General features: G+C 39.8%; 16 protein-coding genes. 10 read left to right on the forward strand and 6 right to left on the reverse strand.

Annotated elements, in window-relative coordinates; all coding sequences use genetic code 11:
- Window positions 1-290 precede the first annotated feature (290 nt).
- Both FPK91_RS18075 and FPK91_RS18080 read left to right on the forward strand, forming a co-directional pair.
- A complete protein-coding gene (locus FPK91_RS18075; protein WP_144213046.1) occupies window positions 291-2396 on the forward strand; it encodes a carboxylesterase family protein in 2106 nt (701 codons plus the stop codon).
- Between the two features lie 184 nt (window positions 2397-2580).
- Entirely contained in the window at window positions 2581-4050 is a 1470-nt protein-coding gene (locus FPK91_RS18080; RefSeq protein ID WP_227006615.1) for a phospholipase D family protein, read from the forward strand.
- 150 nt (window positions 4051-4200) lie between these two features.
- On the opposite strand, the gene FPK91_RS18085 is transcribed toward FPK91_RS18080, so the two are convergent.
- Window positions 4201-5184 (reverse strand): family 16 glycosylhydrolase, encoded by a 984-nt coding sequence (locus FPK91_RS18085; RefSeq protein ID WP_144213048.1) that lies wholly within the window; start codon window positions 5182-5184, stop codon window positions 4201-4203.
- A gap of 348 nt (window positions 5185-5532) precedes the next feature.
- On the opposite strand from FPK91_RS18085, the gene FPK91_RS18090 reads away from it, so the two are divergent.
- Together FPK91_RS18090 and FPK91_RS18095 are read left to right on the forward strand one after the other, a co-directional pair.
- Window positions 5533-6354: an SDR family NAD(P)-dependent oxidoreductase gene (locus FPK91_RS18090; RefSeq protein ID WP_144213050.1), complete on the forward strand. Its 822-nt coding sequence runs from the start codon at window positions 5533-5535 to the stop codon at window positions 6352-6354.
- A gap of 434 nt (window positions 6355-6788) precedes the next feature.
- Window positions 6789-7742 (forward strand): radical SAM protein, encoded by a 954-nt coding sequence (locus FPK91_RS18095; protein ID WP_227006616.1) that lies wholly within the window; start codon window positions 6789-6791, stop codon window positions 7740-7742.
- 145 nt (window positions 7743-7887) lie between these two features.
- Here the strand turns inward: FPK91_RS18095 and FPK91_RS18100 are convergent, their stop codons facing one another.
- Window positions 7888-8793 (reverse strand): LysR family transcriptional regulator, encoded by a 906-nt coding sequence (locus FPK91_RS18100; RefSeq protein WP_144213052.1) that lies wholly within the window; start codon window positions 8791-8793, stop codon window positions 7888-7890.
- Window positions 8794-9455: 662 nt separating this feature from the next.
- Between FPK91_RS18100 and aspT the strand changes: the two genes are divergently transcribed.
- The 3 genes from aspT to FPK91_RS18115 all read left to right on the forward strand — a co-directional run bounded on the left by aspT (window position 9456) and on the right by FPK91_RS18115 (window position 13503).
- A complete protein-coding gene (gene aspT / locus FPK91_RS18105; RefSeq protein WP_144213054.1) occupies window positions 9456-11159 on the forward strand; it encodes an aspartate-alanine antiporter in 1704 nt (567 codons plus the stop codon).
- 99 nt (window positions 11160-11258) lie between these two features.
- Window positions 11259-12878 carry a bifunctional aspartate transaminase/aspartate 4-decarboxylase gene (locus FPK91_RS18110; protein WP_144213056.1) on the forward strand — a complete coding sequence of 540 codons (1620 nt, stop codon included), beginning with the start codon at window positions 11259-11261 and terminating at the stop codon, window positions 12876-12878.
- Window positions 12879-13146: 268 nt separating this feature from the next.
- A complete protein-coding gene (locus FPK91_RS18115; RefSeq protein ID WP_144213058.1) occupies window positions 13147-13503 on the forward strand; it encodes a YgiW/YdeI family stress tolerance OB fold protein in 357 nt (118 codons plus the stop codon).
- A 191-nt stretch (window positions 13504-13694) separates the two neighbouring features.
- Here FPK91_RS18115 and yghU read toward each other — a convergent pair whose 3' ends face one another.
- On the reverse strand, window positions 13695-14555 hold the full coding sequence (gene yghU, locus FPK91_RS18120) for a glutathione-dependent disulfide-bond oxidoreductase (protein ID WP_144214559.1): 861 nt from the start codon (window positions 14553-14555) through the stop codon (window positions 13695-13697).
- A 290-nt stretch (window positions 14556-14845) separates the two neighbouring features.
- A complete protein-coding gene (locus FPK91_RS18125; RefSeq protein WP_405127372.1) occupies window positions 14846-16858 on the reverse strand; it encodes a M13 family metallopeptidase in 2013 nt (670 codons plus the stop codon).
- Window positions 16859-17204: 346 nt separating this feature from the next.
- Between FPK91_RS18125 and FPK91_RS18130 the strand changes: the two genes are divergently transcribed.
- The gene (locus FPK91_RS18130) at window positions 17205-17525 is read left to right on the forward strand and encodes a hypothetical protein (protein ID WP_144213062.1); all 321 of its coding nucleotides are present in this window, start codon (window positions 17205-17207) and stop codon (window positions 17523-17525) included.
- 95 nt (window positions 17526-17620) lie between these two features.
- On the opposite strand, the gene FPK91_RS18135 is transcribed toward FPK91_RS18130, so the two are convergent.
- Window positions 17621-18163 (reverse strand): hypothetical protein, encoded by a 543-nt coding sequence (locus tag FPK91_RS18135; protein WP_144213063.1) that lies wholly within the window; start codon window positions 18161-18163, stop codon window positions 17621-17623.
- A 127-nt stretch (window positions 18164-18290) separates the two neighbouring features.
- Window positions 18291-19286 (reverse strand): YHYH protein, encoded by a 996-nt coding sequence (locus FPK91_RS18140; protein ID WP_144213065.1) that lies wholly within the window; start codon window positions 19284-19286, stop codon window positions 18291-18293.
- A gap of 316 nt (window positions 19287-19602) precedes the next feature.
- Here FPK91_RS18140 and FPK91_RS18145 point away from each other — a divergent pair, with 316 nt between their 5' ends.
- Both FPK91_RS18145 and FPK91_RS18150 read left to right on the forward strand, forming a co-directional pair.
- Window positions 19603-20136, forward strand: coding sequence for an NUDIX hydrolase (locus FPK91_RS18145; RefSeq protein ID WP_144213067.1), 534 nt, complete (start codon window positions 19603-19605; stop codon window positions 20134-20136).
- 191 nt (window positions 20137-20327) lie between these two features.
- Window positions 20328-21518 (forward strand): alginate export family protein, encoded by a 1191-nt coding sequence (locus FPK91_RS18150; protein WP_144214561.1) that lies wholly within the window; start codon window positions 20328-20330, stop codon window positions 21516-21518.
- The last annotated feature ends 123 nt before the right edge of the window (window positions 21519-21641 follow it).

Below are 21641 nucleotides of genomic sequence, written 5' to 3' on the forward strand. Positions count from 1 at the left end.
CAAACTTCATTTTTAATGGAATTGTGATTTATGCGCCTTGTTACTGGTGCTATTTCTAGCGAGATGAGTCGTGCTATTGATATGACTTACTTTATGAGAAGCGCATTGACCTAGTGAGGGTGGAATCCTACATATGCGATTACAGCGAATTAACTCTAGCGTTTAAAATGTGTCCATTAACGAAGCCAATGCAAATGCATTAATGAATAACATCAGTTTTACTGATGATAGTTCAAGGCTGAGATTGACTGAATACAGATTAAACAGACTTGAGTTACTTGGAGAACCATATGAAAGTTTTTTACCGTTCAACCTTAGCAGTGCTGATTTCACTAACGTTAGTTGCTTGCGGTGGAAGTGATGATTCTGCTGAAAAACCTAACCCAGAGCCTGAAATTCCAGCCCCTGTTGAGCCATTACCGGTTGAGAACATTAACGTCGAAATCGGTAACAATGTCATTCAAGCATTAAAAGAGTCTGTGGTCGTGAGTGATTTAGCTGGCGCGGATACCCGAGTGGAGTTAGAAGCCTTCAAAGGTATCGAATATGCCAATGCTCTGCGTTTTGAGCACAGTATTACTACTCCATTGTCACAACTATCTGATGCAACAGAGTTTGGCGATGCTTGCCCACAAACCAGTGTAACAACTCAGCAGCAGTCGGAAGCGTGTTTAAACCTTAATATCTGGCGCCCAGAAAATACCCAAGCGTCTGCTAATTTGCCTGTTTATGTGTTTGTTCATGGTGGCGACTTTGAAGAAGGTGCGGGTTCTGATCCACTAATACACGGTGATAATGTTGTTGCTCAAGGGTCATTAGACGGCGAACCGTTCATAGCCATTACACTTAACTATCGCTTAGGAGTGTTGGGCAGTAACTGGGTTGATGGAACTAAATCTCCTGAAGGCGGTAATTATGGTCTTGGCGATCAAAAACGTGCGCTTGAGTGGGTGAATAACAACATCGATTTATTTGGCGGCAACCCTAATGACGTCATTGTTGTTGGCCAAGGCGCTGGTGCGATGAATGTCGGCATTATGCAGCAGAGCAACACTGAAGAAAATGTTGCTGGTGATTACTTTCAACGCGCCATTATGCAAAGTAATCCATACGGGTTTGATTATAAATCTTATGCTCAAGCTGAAAGTTTTTCTGACCGATTACAGCAATACAGCGAAGAATTATTTGGTGAAACAGCCCCTGATTCATTGGCTGATTTAAGCTTAGATCAAATTATGCAAGTACAAGCTAAAGCCACCAATCCTATTCAAAAAATAGCGGCTTGGTCAGGTATTAACTGTATCGACATTGATAATTTGGTGGGAAGTGGTTTGTGCTTAACGTCTAAAATAAGTGATGAAACTACGCCATTAGCGAATTTAATGCCATTTTCACCTTACGTTGAATATCGTGCTAAGAAACTATTTACCCCAGAAGTGCCGGGTTATCACTTTATTGAACAGCCTGCACAAAATGAATTGACTGTACCAACAGTCTTTGGCTTTAACAGCCAAGATGCCAGCACAACCGCATTCTTGCCGAGCTTGACCTCGTTAATCCCGACGATTATCCAGCTTATCCAGGAAATGAATGATGTACCTGCTGGGCAAGACCCTGCTATTACAGCAGCTGAAATCCAAGATTGGTTAGCATCGCAGGACAACCTTGTCTTGCTTGAGCAAAAGTTACAGCAGCTTTCTGCTGATGATGTACAAGCACAGGTTGAATTAGGCGATATATTACCGAGCACAGCTTATGAAGCCATTACCCATTTTTACTTTGGTTTAGGTAACGGTGAGTTAATCAGTAATGTGTTTAATCTAACGGATTACAATCCAAAAGCAGAAGATACCCTGTCGGGGGCGACTGGCAATATGGGGCAATTTAAGCAATTGGTTAATGACATGCTATTTAGCGGCCCTGCGCATGTAAAAGCAAAGCAAACGGCAGATGACGGTTTATCAGCCATCACCCTATATCAGTTTGACTATAAACCTAGTTTTAATGTTTGGACCGTCTATAACGAAGGTGAAAATATTGACTTAGGAGAGCTGGTTAAGTCTGTGGCGTGTATTGGCAATATTTGTAGTGGTGCTGAGTTACCGTTTGTATTCAATAAATCACTTAACCTTGCGGGTAGTGCCATTAATCCTAGCGATCAAGACATTGAGTTGATGAACAAAATGTCACGCCTTTGGTTTAGTAACGCGTTATTTGAAGATTACCAATTCGATAGTAACAGTGATTCAGTGTTAGTTATTGATGCTGATGCCGATATCAAAAGCATAAGCAGCTGGGATAAGGCAATGAATCAAGGTGTAGATCCTGACTTAAAAGAAGGGCGTTTATCAGGATTAGCGGAATTAGGACTTATTTTCTCTTACTTCAACGATTAGTTAGGCACTCTATAGTCAATTTTACTTTGTATGTCGGCAAGTACTGTTCATTGAACAACGCTAAATATAAACATTGCTTCTTTTAATGCTGTTAACGGTAGCGTTTTAATTTAGTCAGCAGTACTTGCCACTGCAACCTGCAGTATTTGTCTTTAAGACAGGCTTTATTCTTTAGGATTTTTCCATGTGCATTAATATTTCAAACAAGTGGGCAGCCACTGTGTTTATGGCGCTTGCTGCGTTAATTATGAGTGGTTGCTCGATGACCTACCCTGAAATTGATAGCTCATTCGAATCTGACTGGAAAGTAACCGAATATCAAGGTGAAGTGTCACTTATTGCCTCCGCGCCAGAAGCGCTTGCAAGACGTATTGAATTTATCAGACAGGCTCAAAACTCTGTTGAGATGACACATTTTTCTTGGAAAAAAGACACATCAGGCTTGTTGTTATTTAATGAATTAAAGAAAGCAGCTGATCGCGGCGTGAAGGTACGTATTTCACTGGATGATTTGCTTGTTTTCAATGATAAATGGATGGCTGAGCTGGCTTTTCACGACAATATAGACATTCGATTATTCAATCCTTTTAACTCACGAAAATTAGGCTGGATGGGGCGTGCATTTGATTTTCAATTTCATCAAGCGCAATTGGATAATCGATTACATGAAAAGTACTTTAATGTTGACGGAAAAATAATGATTTTGGGTGGTCGTAATATTGGAGACGATTACTTTGGTTACAACCAAAAAGCTAATTTTTTTGATTTAGATGCCATCTTTAAAGGTGAAATTGTTAGTGCGTTTGAAGACAATTTTGATAGCCTTTGGAATAGTGAACATCTAACTGCCATAACAGCGTTAGTCGAGGTAAAACACAAAGGTCATTATTATGAATTTAATCAGGCATTAGTGAAGCAAACCAATGAACATCAAGACGTTGTAGATGCAATAGAACAATATGTTAGCGGACTCAATGAAATTGATTATATTCCTGCAAAAATTAGCCCGGTATTTGACTCGTTAGCAAAGCTTGAAGACAGTAAACCGTATTTCAGGACACGCTTAGAGCACTTAATGGATGCAGATATAGAAAATGCTAAAAAAGCCGTTATTTCAACACCCTATGTGATACCAACAGATAAAAGGTTTACTGCACTTGAACGATTAACGGCTAATGGGGCAAATGTTATTTTAATCACTAATTCATCAGCATCAAATGATTCTGCGTTTGTGCCTGCTTACTTTGAAGAATATAGACCGCTGTTACTTGATATGGGCGTTGATTTATATGAATTTAAAGACGATGCCGTTAACGAAGATTATTATTATCATGTTGATACTTATTACCATAATAAAACCTTAATTATTGATGATAGATATAGTTATATAGGCTCTTCAAATTTTGACCCGCGCTCTGACTTTATCAACATTGAATTTGGTGTTTATATTGATAGTCGTGAATTTGCGAAACAGCTAGAAAGCTACTTACTCGATAAGACATCAGCGTTATATTGGCATGTAACTAAAGATGAAAACGGCGAAATTCATTGGCAGTCTGATGATGAGTTACATCATTCATCTCCCAATTATAGTGATTGGAACAAGGTGCCAAACTGGTTTATTAGGGGGTTGAATTTAGAGTCAGAGTTGTAATCGTATAGCTAAGTTCGTTTATTCTCTTGCCGTTAAATCACTTTATATTTTATAGAGCAACTCACTTTTACAATTAAAGGAGTTGCTCTTTCTACACCTACCTATATTTAAAACTAAATCATTAGTGAGTGTTAATAAGCTGGCATTAGATTATTTTTGCCAGACTCTGACATATTCAATTTCAAAATCTACAATCCCATCATCTTTTTTATCTTCAGGGCTATTAAGCTCTAAGTCGGCTTTACTGTCAGGGATACCGTGCCAGGGAAAGGTTTCCTGATCTAACCAAATACTGATGGGTTTAGTGGCGACATAACCGTCGTAATCTTCGCTCACCTCACGGTTTTTATGGGTCCATTTTCTTATGTCATCTGCGCTAACATCTGATATTAATTTTCCATCTACATAGTATTTAAAGCCATTTTCATTCCATTCTATCCCGTAGATGTGGAAATCGTCAGCGACTCTAAAACCAAGATCTTTATGCTCTGTGTAGGTAGGCTTACCCGGTTTACTGGTATTTTTACTCCAGTCGCGAATTGACCACCAAAGCTCTTTATCCAGTTCCAATTTGTCAGAATCTCGATGATCACCAAACTGTTCAAAGAAATCGATTTCTAACTTATTTCCCATTGCCCAAAAAGCACTGGTAATTTCAGCATCAGCAGCCTTGCTCTTAATTTCTATATAACCATATTTGAATTCTTTTCGGGAAATAATACAGGCTGTGGTGAGGTTCTCATAGGGCAGGGCATCGCCAAAAACAGGCACTTTAATCTCATCAGAGAAAGGGAAGTCTGGCTCCCAGCGGGTTTCTAGAATCAATCTGCCATTTTCTAATCGGTAGTTTTTGCCTGAGAACTGCGACGGTGCTCGACCTTTCCAAACCTTTTTATTGGGCTTGTCTGGATGTTTATAAACGGGTTTGCCATTTTCAAACTTACCAACGATATACCATCTATCTTCATCTAATGTGTCGGCCTCAAACTCATCGCTGACTTCGGTATTGAGCGTCCAGCTACCCTCGTTCATCGGATCTGAATAGGGCAATGTCGTCTGTCTATTATCTGCTGATGATTCATTAGCGCTTAGCGCTTGAGGCTGGTTTTTTTCAGTCTCAACACTACAACCCATAGTGGCCACCGTGAGGGAAATGAGCAATGAAGAGCTTGTATACCTATTAGTAAAGAGCATGTGAGTTTAGCCTTCTTGTGTGCGTTATATATACAGTTCCTTGTGGTGGGGATAATAAAATGAATCGTATGATAAAAGCAATTAGTTTAATATGTTTATAAACATATTATGTATACTTTCGGTTTAGTGAAAGGAATTCAAATCTCAACAAATCTATTATCAATAAAATCTAAAAACTATTTAGTTGAGATGGCTTATTATCAATATCAGCACCAGAGTGTATTGTTGTTATCACTTAACGCAAACTCATTCACGCTTGATAAAAGCACTGTTCTAAGGGGAAACATTATGTCTTCTAGTATAAGCAGCAAAAAAATTCTCATTACGGGCGCAACCGATGGTATTGGTTATGAAACCGCTAAAGTGTTGGTGCTAGAAGGTCATCATGTGCTTATTCATGGTCGTAATCCTGACAAACTTGCTCAAGTTAAAAGTCAGTTAATCCCCCTTAATTCAAGCGTAAAAATTGAAACCTATGTAGCTGACTTATCGAATCTTTCTGAGGTGTTCACGTTAGCGAATAGCATCAAGCAGCAGCATTCACAGCTTGATGTACTGATAAATAATGCTGGCGTTTACAGTACTGCTCAAAACCGTACTGCTGACGGAATAGATGTACGCTTTGTGGTGAATACTGTTGCGCCATACCTACTGAGTCTGCAGTTAGTCGATATTCTAGGCAGCGAAGGCAGAGTGGTTAACTTATCTTCTGCAGCGCAATCGAGTGTTGATATTAATGCTTTAGTCGGTGATAAAACACTTAAAGACCAAATGGCCTATGCTCAAAGCAAGTTAGCGCTGACTATGTGGTCTCGTTATTTAGGGCTTAAACTAAAAGGCGCAGGTCCTATATTTATCGCGGTTAACCCAGCTTCAATGTTAGGCAGCAAAATGGTTAAAGATGCTTACGGTGTTGCTGGTGGCGATTTATCTATCGGCGCAGATATCCTTGTTCGTGCAGCGTTATCCGCTGAGTTTGCAGATGCGACAGGGAAATATTTTGATAATGATGTTCGCAGGTTTAGTTCGCCCCACCCTGAGGCATTGAAAGATGACAAGGTTGCTAAAGTGATACAAACCTTAGATGGGATTATTGCCAAGATAAATTAACCTTTAATATCACTTAAATATTGTAGATAAATTTAGCTGCTCATAAGCCCAATAAACATTATGTTGTTGGTTTTTTTTATTTTTAGGCTTTCTATTATTGAGTTTTCTATTATTGAGCTTTTTATTATTAAATACTCACTTAACCTATCATCTTTATTGGCTTATTAATCTAGCTCTGCTCTTTAAGCAAAAAGTCCTGCAAACAAGGCTCTACATCAATCACAACTCTGCCCCAAACTCACTATCAGTATTCGTTACTGAGTTTATTACTCGATTTATAACGAGATCTAAAACTATCAACAAAAACTATAAAGTGATTCTGTAAATGTGCTTATTATCAACTAATAGTTAGGTTGTTATGATGAATTCAAATAAAGGCATCAGAGATACAAACGATTTGATGATCCTCTCATAGCGAGTGAAAAGTAATTTGCATGAAGCAGGTTATTGACAGTTTTACTCATATCTTCACAGGAAAATATTACATTGAAGGTCTGGGGTTTTGGAGAAATAACATGAACTTTGAAGGCAAAGTTTACCGTCCTTGGACAGAAGCGAACAGTGTATTAATTCAGGTGACGTTAGGGTGCAGTATCAACACCTGCACATTCTGTAATATGTTCAGCGATAAACGATTTCAAGTGAGAGATATAGAAGAGGTGTTTCGTGATATCGAACAAACACGTCTTGCTTACCCCTATGTACCATCGATTTTTTTAATTGACGGTAATGTGCTAGCAGCGCGTACCGATTATTTATTAAAAGTATTGGAGAAAGTGAAAACAACTTTTCCAGAATGTCAGAAAATCTCACTCTATGGTGGATTAAATGATGTGAGACGCAAATCAGTATCAGAGTTAAAAGAGCTTAAGTCTGCAGGTATGGATATGATTTATTCTGGCTTAGAATCTGGTGATGGCGTGGTACTTGAGCGTATTCAGAAGCACATGACGCCGAAGCAAGCATTAGAAGGTATGGCGCTGATAAAAGATGCAGGCATTGAAACCTTGCTATCATTTATATTTGGTTTAGGTGGCCGCGAACGTTCAACTGAACATATCGTTAATACCACTAATTTGCTAAATCAAATGCAACCGGAACAGATAGCGCCCATGGCGTTAGCTGTGCAACCAGGTACGGTTATGGAACAAGAAGTGGCTCGTGGTGAGTTTATATTGCCAACTGAGATGCAAATTCTTACTGAAGAAAAGTATCTTTTAGAAAACTTGAAATTTGATACTTTCTATTGGGGCGATCATGGTAATAATGTGGTTTCACAGCGAGGGTTATTACCACAATTTCAGCAGCAGTTCTTAGACAGGGTTAACCTTAAAATTCAAAGTAACCCGTTAGCGGAAGACAAAGTGATTCAGACGTTTGCTTGGTAGAGTCATTATTTGTATGGCTTTGATAAAAGTAGCAGAACCTTGATTGTGATGTGCTGAAAATAAAATGGATCACCTAATATATTAAGTGATCTATTCTTATTATAAGTGAGCCATATTTTTATATTAACAATAGAAATATGAGATGTTATTTCTCTAGCGCGATATCCCAATAAGCAGGGCTGCCGTAATAATTGGCAAAGTAATCAATAAAGGCACGCACTTTAGGCGCTAAAAGCCGAGACGTTGGGTACACCGCCCAAATTGCGGAATCCGATATTAATGGATAATCCTCTAATACCTCAATCAATTCACCATTTTTGAGTTGCTCATAGCTGCACCAAGTGGATGTCACCGTTAAGCCTAATCCATGAGCGCAGGCGTCACGCACTGCTTCACCGTTATCACCTTTGAAATTCCCTTTGGGTTTAATGGTGACTTCGCCTTTCTCTGTTTTGAAATGCCAGCTATCGAAACCCGATAAACAAATAAATTGGTGATTGAGAATATCTTCAGGGCTAGTGGGTTTGCCAAATTTAGCTAAATATTGCGGAGACGCACACACTATTCGATGATCAGGCGCTAGCTTTCTTGCAACTAAAGTCGAGTCTTTAAGCTCGGCGTTACGGATAGCGATATCAAAACCACCTTCAACTAAATCTATGATTGAATCTGAAAAACGGCAGTCCACAGTGAGGCTTGGATAAGCAGCCATAAACGTTTCAAGCGCTGGGATAAGATGTAAACGGCCGAAAGATGCAGGCACGCTTACTCGCAATGTGCCGGTAGGCATTACACTGCCAGCGCCGACAGATGAACGAGCAGCTTCAACACTGGCCAGTACTTCCTCAGCATGGGGTAAGAAGGCTACACCTTCTTCAGTTAACGACACTTTGCGGGTGGTCCGATGGACTAAGCGAACCCCCAGTGCATCTTCAAGTTTATTGATATGTGAACTTGCCACAGCAGGCGAAAGGCCAAGCTCTTGCCCTGCAACGCTAATATTAAAGGTGTTTGATAGACGTACAAATAGTTTTAAGTGTTCAATATTCATTGTTCAACAAACCTATTGTGGAATGGTATAGCGCATTATGGCTATCATCTAATAGTTTAATGGTCACTATGTCGACAGCTATGAAGATTACTATTTAGTTAACTATGTTGATAGGTATGGTTATAACGATAGTAGGTAAATACCAATAAAAATTCGATAACCTATTGATAAATAGTATCCTTAATCATAGATAAACTTGAGTGATTATTAAAGGAGTGAGCCGCTACATATTATTCAATGACTTTTATTGGGCTAAGCCTAACCCTAATCTTAAGCTTAACTCTAAACAATGATTCATCATCGATAGAAACCTAAGTGGTTTTAGTCATTTCATTTCATTTCATTTCAATTAACTTTCTTTTACATCCTTTCTAAGAATTTTTTCTGCTTTTATTTAAATTAAGTTTATTTTAAGTGAATTATCCATCTTGAATAAATGGCATAACAGATCTTAACTTCTATCTTTTCAGCTTGTTAGCTTCATCCCTTCACTTTATCAACACTTCCCAATTTAATTTTGATGGGTTTGGTCCATCAATTGGTATTAATTGATTAGTTGTTTCATCCCTATTATGTCTCCAGCAGCGAATGATGAGTCACTTTTTCAAGCTGTAAAACATGAAACCAAATTCTAAAAACTTAACCTCTAGGCAATAATAATTATGAATATTATTGAAAATTTATTTGCTGTATCGCCATATATCGCGCTGTTTATTACGCTCGCATTAGGTTATACCGTTGGCAAAATCACCATTGGACGTTTTGTCCTTGGTGGTGTCGCGGGAACCTTATTGATGGGTGTCATAATTGGTCAATTTGGTGTGCAGATCGACCCAGGTGTAAAAACCATCTTCTTCGCATTGTTCATCTACGCAGTAGGTTATCAAGGCGGCCCACAATTCTTTAGTGCACTTAACTTTAAGACTATCAACATTCTGCTATCGGCAGTGGTGATGACTGTCTCTGGTTTAGTCTGTGTACTTGTCGCTGCTAAGTTCTTTGATCTTGATAGCGGTACTGCAGCAGGTCTTGCCGCTGGTGGCTTAACTCAGTCAGCCATTATTGGTACAGCAGGTGATGCTATTTCCAAACTTGGTGGTGTTACTGAAGAAGCTAAAAGCTTAATGCAAACCAACGTCGCAGTCGGTTACGCAGTCACTTATATCTTCGGCTCACTAGGTCCTATCTTAATGGTGTCATGGTTAATTCCTTCTTTTATGAAGTGGGATATCCGTGAAGAAGCCTTGAAACTAGCTGATAAATTATCAACGGGTAAACCTGATCTCGCACCTGGTGAATTCAATGCCATTACCGATTTAGTGTCTAGAGCTTATGAACTCGATAGCCAAAGCCATTTGATTGGTAAAAATATTCAACAGGTCAATCGTGATTTGTTAGATGTTGCGATTGAAATGGTAACTCGTGAAGGTCAAACCATTGAAGCTGATAAATCTGTAGCACTTCAAGTGGGTGACGTGATTGTACTTACTGGACGTCGTGAAACGATTGCGAATAATGCTTCTGCTAAAGGTCATGAAGTGATCTTGCCAGCGCAAACAACGCTGATAGAAGAAAACCGTCAGTTAATTGCTAAAAACGCTAAGTTTATCGGTAAAACCTTAGCGCAGATTAAAGCAGCAACTAATAGTGATACGCGTCGTGGTGTTTATATTACTGACTTGATCCGTGGTGGGAATTCACAACTTATCAGCCCTGATTTAGTGGTTCATAAAGATGACATTATCCAATTAACAGGTTCTGCCATTGATATAAATCGTGTCGAAAAGAGCATCGGTAAACGTTTGAGTTCCGCTTTTGTTACTGACTACGTGTTCTTTGGTATTGGTATGGTTGCAGGCTTATTGATTGGCTTGATTAACTTTGAAATAGCAGGCATCCCAGTAACGATTGGTTCTGGTGCTGGTTGTTTAGTCTCTGGTTTGTTTATGGGTTGGTTACGAAGCCGTAAACCGAATACTGCAACCTTACCGCTGGGAGCAACAAACTTTCTTCGTGACTTTGGCTTAGCTGTATTTGTTGCCATTATTGGTCTACAAGCCGGCCCTCAAGCAATTGATACTCTTAAAGAGCATGGTTTAACTCTGTTGTTCTTAGGTATGGCAGTGACCATCATTCCACAGATTGTTTCGTTTATTTTCAATTATTACGTACTTAAGATTCGAAACCCTATTGAAGCGCTGGCTTGTATTGCTGGTGGACGCAGTGCTAACCCAGGTTTTGCCGCTTTACTTGAAAAAGCAGGTAATGCGACCCCTGTATTTGCCTTCACCGTCACTTACGCCATTGCCAATGTGTTGTTAACCCTTTGGGGACCAATCATTGTCGGCATTACCTCAGCTAGCTAGTTAACCCCAGACGGCCGATGTTAGTCATAACCCCTCTAGCATCGGACGTCACCCAAATTTGTTCAATTTATAAAATTTAAGTTAATAAAGGTACATATTATGACTACTCAAAATACCCCAGCTATTGCGGCAATTGATTTCACAAAATTCGCAGACTTAAGCCCATTCGAACTTAAAGACAAACTGATTGATGTCGCTAAGTCAGTACCTGATCGCGCTCTACTTGATGCCGGTCGTGGTAATCCTAATTTCTTGGCGACACTACCTCGTAAAGCGTTTGTTGGTTTAGGTGAGTTCGCTATTGAAGAATCTGAACGCACTTACTCATACTTAAACGAAGGTTTTGGTGGCATTCCTGATGGTGTTGGGATTGTTGAACGCTTTGATACTTTTGCTAAAGCGAATAAAGCCAAAGAAGGCGTACAGTTTTTACAAAAAGCAGTGAGCTATGCAAAAGATCGTTTAGGCATTGAAAAGCAAGTATTCCTTAACGAATTTGTTAATGCATACCTAGCGTGTAACTACCCAGTACCTCCACGTATGCTGACTAACATTGAAAAAGTTGTTAAGCAGTACATTGGCGAAGAAATGTATGGCACTGTGCCAATGAATGAAGACTTTGATTTGTTTGCTACTGAAGGTGGCACAGCGTCAATGACGTATACATTTGCGACTATGTTCCATAATGGTTTACTTAAAAAAGGCGATAAAATTGCGTTAACAACACCAATCTTTACGCCTTACTTAGAAATACCAGAGCTTGCTGAGTATGACTTAGAAGTTGTCGAAATTCGTTTAGATGAAGAAACTTGGCAGTTACCGCAGTCAGAAATTGAAAAACTCGCTGACAAAGACATTAAGCTATTATGTGTTGTTAACCCTGCAAACCCAGCATCGGTTAAGTTTTCTGATGACACCATGACAAGGCTTGCTGATTTTGTGAATACACAACGCAGTGACTTATTCATTATTACTGATGATGTATATAGTACTTTTGCTGATAACTTCGTGTCGTTGTTTGCAACACTGCCATACAACACATTATGTGTGTATTCGTTCTCTAAATACTTTGGCGCAACAGGCTGGCGTTTAGGCACTATTGGTATTCATCACAAAAATGTATTTGATGATGCTATGCGTGCATTACCTGAAGCTCACCAGCTGCAATTGGATAATCGCTATAAAACAATGACGCCAGAACCTCGCGATGTGAAGTTTATTGACCGTATCGTAGCTGATAGCCGTGCAGTCGCATTAAATCACACTGCAGGCTTATCATTACCACAACAAGTGCAAATGGCATTGTTCTCTTTAAGTTGTCTAATGGACATCGAAGGTAACTACAAAGCCGCTTGTAAACGTATTATTCGTGAACGTTATATTACCTTGTACAAAAATATGGGCATTGAAGTTGAAGCGAATGAAGATCGTGTTGATTACTACACTTTACTTGAGCTTGATACGTTAGGTGGCAAGTTATTTGGTGCTGAATTTGTTGAATGGTTTAAAGCTAATGGCAAAGGTAAAGACTTCTTATTTGTGCTTGCTCATAAAACCGGCGTGATTTTACTTCCAGGTAAAGGTTTTGATGTTGTGCATTCATCTGTACGTGTATCACTTGCGAACTTAACGCATCATGAATATGAGTTAATTGGTCGCGAAACCCGTATCGTATTGAATGAGTACTTTGTTGAATATCAAGCAACACTAAGCGCTTAACTCGTCGTTGAGTGAGCTGCTTATTTGTTGCTTGGTTAGCTGCTTAGTTATTTGTTGAGCTAGTCGCTTTAGGTAAACATTAAAACGCCAATCATTTGATTGGCGTTTTTTATATCTTTAGATCGAGAAAGCGATAGTTTAGCCTGACTTTTAGCTGCTTTATAAATAATAATTAACATTAACAATTAGTCATTTAAACCGTTTAGACGCATTTTTCAGCTAGTATCCCGTTAAGGTGTCAAATTGACTTTCAAGCATGAGGCGAGATATGAAAAAGTTATTAGTATGTGGTTTATTATTTGCTTCAACAACCGCTGTAGCAGCTAGCAATGTCAATCAAGGCGGTTTTTTGGGGCCAACTCGTGGCAGTGTCGACACGATTGATAAAGCGCTTGAGGCCAAAGATGATACGCCAGCGGTACTGACCGGTTATATTGTTGAATCCTTGGGTGATGAAGAGTATCGCTTCCGAGATGATAGTGGCGAAATGATTGTTGAAATTGACGATAAAAATTGGAAAGGCATTGAAGCTACCCCTGAGACTAAGTTAACTCTGCTTGGCGAGATTGATAGCAAATGGTCTACGACTAATCTCGATGTTGATACTGTTCGATTAGCTGATTAAATAACGCCTGTTAAATGAGGGTGCCTATAGGCGGTAATTGCTAATGCAATTACTCTTACTCTTAGTCATACAATCACTGCGGCGACTTACCATCTCGAATGGATAAATGAAAGTGGGGGAGCCCCCACTTTCATTGTTTTTAAAGTAAGCTTTATTAGAGAGTGAAAACAGCTTGCTCTTATTTAAACTTCTTACTTAGGCTCTTTACTCAGAACAGCATCAATATCTGCAGCACTATGGCGTTCTCTCAGTTGTTCCCATTCTTCGCCCCAAGTACGATTAACAATGCGTCCGCGCTTAACCCCAACTCTATGCTCTAGTTCCTTTGCCCAGCGCATCAAGTTCGGGTAGCTTTCCACATCTAAAAACTCCGCTGCATCATAAAGGTTACCCAGAACGAGGTTACCGTACCATGGCCAAATGGCCATATCTGCGATGGTGTATTCATCTCCAGAAATATAGGTGTTATTGGCTAATTGCTTATCAAGCACATCAAGTTGACGTTTGGTTTCCATCGCAAAACGATTAATCGGATATTCAAACTTCTCCGGTGCATAAGCATAGAAATGACCGAATCCACCACCCAGATAAGGCGCTGAACCTTGCAACCAAAATAGCCAGTTGAGGGTTTCAGTTCGCTCAGCAAAGTCTTTTGGTAAGAAGTGACCGAACTTATCAGCCAAATAAACTAGAATCGCGCCAGATTCAAAAACTCGCACAGCTTTCGTGCCTGAGTTATCTGACAATGCGGGGATTTTTGAGTTTGGGTTGATAGCCACAAAACCTGAAGAAAACTGGTCACTCTCGCCAATATTAATCAGATAAGCATCGTATTCAGCTTCAGTTATGCCGAGGGCTAGTAACTCTTCTAGCATGATGGTGACTTTCTGGCCGTTGGGCGTTGCTAAGGAATGCAGCTGTATTGGATTAGCGCCAACGGGTAACACTTTTTCGAGTCGCGAACCTGAATCCGGTCGGTTAATACTGGCCCATTGACCTCCATTTTCTTGCTCCATAGTCCAGACTTTTGGCGGTACAAATTCGTTGGTCATCATGTTTCCTTATTTGTTTAATCATATTTCATGTAAAAAGGAACTGCTTTTATACAATAGATATAGGGGCCTTTTATGTGGTTAACAATGCCAGCACCGATATATCCTCATAACGTCTAGTTATTAATAAGCTGCGAATATCATATTAGCCTTGTGTAAACGAAAGTGTATGACGCAACCATTGAATTATGCGCTGATAAAAAATGCCAGTTCAGTAAACTGAACTGGCATTTTATTGGTAATTATTCAGTGATTATGAGCATCGGCTCAGGCAAACTTCATGGTATACATTACCAAATACGTACACGCTCATCTTCAGGTAAGTAAAGCTTGTCGCCTGGCTTCACATCAAAGGCTTTGTACCATGCATCATGGTTACGTGGTGCTAATGCGCGGTAACGTCCTGGCGCGTGAGTACCCGCTCGAAGCTGACTTAACATACTTTGCTCAGTACGTTTTTCTTTCCAAACTTGTGCCCAAGCTAAGAAGAAACGTTGATCACCAGTGAGGCCATCAATAATCGGTGCTTCTTTGCCGTTTAAGCTTAATTGATAAGCGTTGTAAGCCATTGCTAAGCCACCCACATCGCCGATATTTTCACCAAGGCTGTTACGGCCATTAACGAAGTTTTCAGGGATGGGTTCATAAGCGCTATATTGTGCTGCAAGCTGGTCGGCTTTGGCATCAAATGCGGCTCTATCAGAGTCCGTCCACCAATTGCGTTGAATACCGTTGGCGTCTGATTTTGAACCTTGGTCATCAAATCCATGACCCATTTCATGACCAATAACGGCGCCAATGCCACCGTAGTTAACGGCTGCATCTGCATTAGGGTCAAAGAATGGTGGCTGTAAAATGGCGGCAGGGAATACAATCTCGTTGAATGAACTATTGTAATAGGCATTCACAAATTGTGGCGTCATGCCCCAACGGTTACGGTCGGTTTTCTTCAGTTCTTTTGCGACGCTATCTGCGTGGAAATACTGACGTAGATTATGGATGTTGTTGACTAAATCTTTGCTATTCAGTGATAAACCATCAAACTGTTGCCATACATCGGGGTAACCAATTTTTGGTTTAAATGCCGCAAGTTTAGCGTGTGCATTGACTTTAGTTTCAGCACCCATCCAATCTAGGCCATCAATACGTTGACCGAGAGATGTACGTAAGTTCTCAACTAACTCAGCCATTTGCTGCTTTGATGACTCAGGGAAGTAGCGAGCAACGTAGACTTTACCAATCGCAAAACCTAATGATTGCGTACCTGACATTTCAGCTACAGCTCGTTTCCAACGTGGTTTAGGCTCTTCTTGTCCACTTAATTCTTTGCCGTAAAAAGCAAAGCTCGTGTTGTAGATATCTTCAGACAATAACTCAGCATTGTTACTAATGGTATGGAACTTAAGGTAATCCTGCCAAACATTAAGTGGCTGCTGATTAACGAGGTTAATCATTGCTTTAACTGGCTCAGGCTGAGAGATATTAAGTTGCGGGATTTGGTAACCTGTTTGCTCAATAAACAGATCCCAATTAAAGCCTGGGTATTGCGCGGCTAAATCAGCACGTTTAACTTGGTTGAGGGTAAGGTCGCGATTACGACGTTTTTCTCTTGGCCATTGGCCCTCTGCAATTTTTGTTTCCAACGCTAGAATGGCTTCAGCACGAGCTGCGCCATCAGTGACACCTGTAAAAGCGAGCATGGCTGTAATGTGTTCAACATAGGCTTTGCGGATTTTTACGAAGCGTTCGCTGTCTTCAAGATAGTAAGAACGATCAGGTAAACCTAATCCTCCTGCGCCAATAGACATTTCGTATTGGTCAGGATTTAAACGGTTAAACCACATCCCGCCCGAAATAGGTGACTCAGCATCGGTTAACCATGCTTGGCCGAAGACTTTGGTTAAATCATCGGTGTTACTAATACTTGTGATGGTATCTAGGGTGTTTTGAATTGGACTAACACCTAATTTATTAATGGTATCCGTGTCCATATAAGCAGTATAAAAATCAGCGATGAGTTGCTCATCTGCATTTAAATCACTACGACTGGCGATATCATCAATAATTTCTTTTACTTGGGCTTCACTGCGCTCAGCTAATGCGGTAAATGCGCCAAAACGGGTCTTATCAGCTGGCATGTCAAAGTTGTCATACCAAGTTCCGCTGGCATACATAAAGAAGTCATCACCTGGTTTAACTGCTTCATTGCGGGCGCTTAAATCAACGCCAAAGCTACCGAGTTCGGCTGCGCCTTTACTGGTTTGGGCTTCGGCTTGTACTGTTGCGGGTTTGTCATTGCTCATTTTCACATCTGATGTACCGCAAGCACTTAAAAATGTGCTGGCGAGGGCAATGGCTATTAAGGACTTTTTCATTATTATGTTCTTCCTTGCTAAGATTTATTTGCTTGTCAAAATACCACTCCATATTCGTAGACTGTGAAAAAATGTCAAGTCTGTAATTGTTAGCAAGTTTTAGCGAATAACTTTTATGTATACTAACGGGTATTTTGTGTATAAATAGGTTAGAAAACTCATTTATAGCCTTTCATTTCGCTAAGTTGACCCACAAAGTCGACTTACGAGAGCCGATTCAAGGGCTATTAAAAATCACAATATCAGTTAATTAATCAAGCGATGTAGGCTGGCAATGTCAAAAGCACAATCTAATAATAAACAATCAATTATGATTATTCTAAGTCTGGTATTAGCAACGGTTTCAGCGGTTGCTTATATTAATAAAGCTAACGAAAGCCATACGCCAGAAACGTGGACCTCATTCGTGTATAAAAATGGCTATGAATCGGCAAGTTACCTTAGACAAGATGGTTTTGATGACTATGCTTCTTGCAAAGTGTATTCCCAAGATATGTCTGACACTTATAACAGTGCGCCTTGGCAGTGTGGTTCTAAATGTCGTTTTGATTCTATGAGACAAGGGTTTGAGTGTGAGTCGATGGTTAACGATTGATGCTGAAGGCTTTTAACTGAAATAGAATATAAAAATGCGGCGCTGTTGGCCGTATTTTCAATCTTGTTAAATACTCTTAAGTGAGTCTAAGGCTGTTATTGGGGCATTTGAAGGAACAATGGCTGTATTACAGTTTGAGGATTTAGCTCAAAAATATGTTTTAGTTTCCCCTTTTTGGTCGCGGTGATTTCTATTTGTTGTTCGATAAATTGGCTACCGAATAGTTGTAATGAAAAACTGAGTGGCTCATTGGTTGCAGAAAGTTGATACCTTCCCATTACAATCAATTGTGTTGAAGGTTGCTTCAAGGAGCCATGCTCTTTAACCCGAGAAACGATAATCCCTTCTAATAATTGCTTGCCATGTTCGCTGGTCAATACTGCTTTTTTTGAGACTTGTTCAATGATGTTGGCTTTATGACGGCTAAATTCCTCTTGAGATAAGCCACCATCTTTATTATCGTCGATATCACCAAAAGCAGATACCGGCAGCGAAAGCACCATAAAAGCGCCATCATCCACTATGTTAATCGTGCCATGCTGAGCCACCATCATATGCGCATAGCTGCTGAGGCTATAGCTCAAACTTATAATGAATACCGTGGTGACAATAAACACCTTTTGGGTAAGCTTTATCATTGTTAACTCCTAATAATTCCTAATACTTCCTAATCTTCAGTAGCCTAATTGTTTTTTGTACTAAGCCATTTTTAATTAAACCAGTTGCTGTGGTGGTAAGCCTTCTGTTACTTATATCGTCAGTGGCTTAAATTTCACCTTTCACACAGCGTTGAAAGAAAGGGTAACTATCTGTGGCGTAATAATGGTAAATACCCTCGGGGAATTCTGGTGTCACACCAACTCGGCCATTACATTCATCTAAGTCACCTGAACCTGCTACGTATTCCCAATCTTGGGAAAAGGTGCCTAATGGATAAATGTCTGTTGATGGTCTTGAACTACTGACGGTGGTCACTAACTGGTAGCTGCCGGCAATCGATTTTAGTGCAGAACTTGAATCATCCGCACTGCTGTATCCGTAACGGGCATAAATAGGGAACCCATCAGCAGCCCATGCAATAAGCGTCATTGAAGAGTTGCTACCGCCTTTTAAAGTGACAAAACCTTCAGGCATACCGTGGTAGTGGTATTCACCAGTTGGCTGAACATGAGCGTTGTTATCGTCAGTACCAAAGTTAAAACTACTTTGGCCTAAGGCTTCAATATTCCAGTTCCCTTCATTTCCAATCATGCTGCAATCATCGCCTGAATCATCACAAGTACCTGCGGTACTGGCATCAATCTTTACGCCATTAAGCACGTAGCCTAAAGTACCTCTTGGCCCACCTAATGTTGTTGCGGTATCGGTTTGAGTTGGCATTAAAGTGAAATTGGCACTGATATCCTGTTCATAGATATAGTTTGGGTTATTGGCGTTAGGAAACTGGCCGACAGCATGATCTGGAATGCCATTAGCGACTAAATCTCGAATGCCATCCTCACAGGACCATTCTGAGTTGCTGGTGTTATAAACAGAGGCTGATTCATTGTAAGTACTGTTTATATAGTCACATAGGACACCGTCGGTTGAGCCTTCAGCAATTACCGTGTCATCGGAGTCATCGGGCGAACTTGTATCGTCAGCGGGTGTTTCTTCAATCGTTGATGAGTCACTTCCACCACATGCAGTGAGAGAGCCAGCTAATAATAAACTGAGCAGCAAGGCAGACATTTGTGCTGACGACATAGTCGGTAATTTCATCGTGATGATGTCCTATCGTTTTTATAATTTGGGAAAGTGAACAATGCTTATTAACAAAGGCTTATTAACAAAGGCTTATTAACAAAGGCTTATTAACAAAGGCTTATTAACAAAGGCTCACTTAATATGAGTCAATCCTAACGATCAAAAGTGCAGTAAGTGTGCAGTAAATGTGGATAAGTTGAATATTTGTTAACTTGAGGTTTTGGTTGTGACAATTGTGAGCGTAAAGATGCTGATAGGGTTTACTATTTCACTTGATTGAAATCCTTGAGCTTGCCAAGTATCATGCGCTTTTTTCATCATATTGATTATTATGCGCCACTTAAAAACCAGTCACCATCCAGATACGCCCATTGAGTTTGTCGAAGCTAATCAACAACAAATGCTCACGCGTGTTGCTGCAAGAGCAATTGTATTAAAAGGTAATAATATCTTGATGTTATATACCGATCGTTACCATGATTATACTTTGCCTGGCGGTGGTGTTGATGCTCATGAAGATATAGAGCAAGGCCTGATCCGTGAGTTACAAGAGGAAACAGGCGCTAAGTGTATAGGTAATATTATTGAGTTTGGTCTTTATGAGGAATTCCGTCCATGGCCTCGAGACGGCTTTAATGTGATGAATATGCTCTCTTATTGCTTTAGCTGCGAGATTGATAGTGAGTTAGGTGATACCAATTTTGAAGCACATGAAATAAACAACGGTATGAAACCTGTGTGGATTGATATTGATGATGCGATACAACATAACCTGGAGACGATAGCTAACAGTGCTAAAAAGGGTTTATCCATAGAACGAGAGACATTTCTTTTAAAATTAATTAAATCTGAGCTGCTCATTTAGGATGGGCTAATCAAGCCTTATCTAAAAATACCTATTTCGAGGTATGCTAATTTAGTATTCATTAATGATCCTTGTCACAGTTATTGATACCTTATGGCAATCTTTTTGTAACATTGTTCTAGATCAATATTTCAATTGTATTTCAGACTTATAACATCACACAAGATGATGACATAAAAGGATTACAATTGATGAAAGTCCAAGCCCTTACAATAGCAATACTCGCAAGTTTAGCCTCTACAGCAGTTTACGCAGAAACCGTAGACCCATTAAAAAAAGCATTTATTGATGACTCATCAGTAAAAGTACAATTTAGACTTCGCTATGAAGATGTCGATGTTACAAATGTGGATCAACAAAATCAAACCACATTGCGCACTCGCCTAAATTATCAAACTGGTGATATATATAACTTATTCGGTGTCGCTGAAATAGATGATGTTCGCTCTACTGATAATGAAGCATTAATTGGCGATTATAAATATACCCAAATTAACCAAGGTTTTATTGGTTATAGAGGTCCTGCTGAAACACTTGCCAAGTTAGGTCGCCAACGTATTTTATTAGATAACCAGCGTTTTGTTGGTGGTGTTGGCTTTAGACAAAATGAACAAACATACGATGCTGTATCAGTATCCAATACCGTAGTTGAAGGTCTGACTGCGTATTATGCTTATGTTGCGGAAGTGAACCGTATTTTCCCTGAAGGTTCTGGTAAAGAGCAGCATGAAAATGAATCAAGCTTAATCAACATTAACTATAAAGGCTTAGATTTCGTTAATCTAACCGGTTATGGCTACTTGATTGATAACCTTGATGTGGCTTCTTTCTCTACTGATACATTTGGTATTCGTGCAACTGGTGATATCAAGTTAGATGCATTGAAATTTAACTATGAAGCTGAATACGCACAACAGTCTGAAGGTGGAGATAATCCAGTTAGTTACAGCGCAGATTATTACAAATTAGGTGCAGGGATTAACTTTGAAGGCTTTGGCGCCAAAATTGGCTATGAAGTACTCGGTTCAGATAATGGTACTGCAGGCTTTATTACCCCATTAGCAACGTTACATGCGTTTAATGGTTGGACTGATAAGTTCTTATTTGGTGGTAAAGGTAACTGGGATAATGGTTTAGTTGATACGCATATTGTGCTTACTGGCAAAATAGCCGGTCTTAAATTACTGGCTAAATATCATCAGTTTGAGTCTGACTACGGTGATATCGATATGGGTACAGAATGGGGTGTTGCGGCAACTTATCCATTTGCTAAGCATTATAGTGTAGGCGTTAAATATGCCAGCTTTAGTGGTGCAGATGAAGGCTACGACTTTTCAAATGATACCGATAAGCTTTGGTTAACCGTCGAAGCTAAATACTAAAAACTTTTAGCCCGACAAAGACATATTTCCGGGCTAATGTTTGATGCTCCCAAAGCAATTTTGCAGGAATAGTTCGCTATTCCTGCTTTTTTATCTTTAAGAATCTATATTTTTATCACTTCC

It is taken from the genome of Shewanella donghaensis (assembly GCF_007567505.1).
Classification (GTDB): Bacteria; Pseudomonadota; Gammaproteobacteria; order Enterobacterales; family Shewanellaceae; genus Shewanella; species Shewanella donghaensis.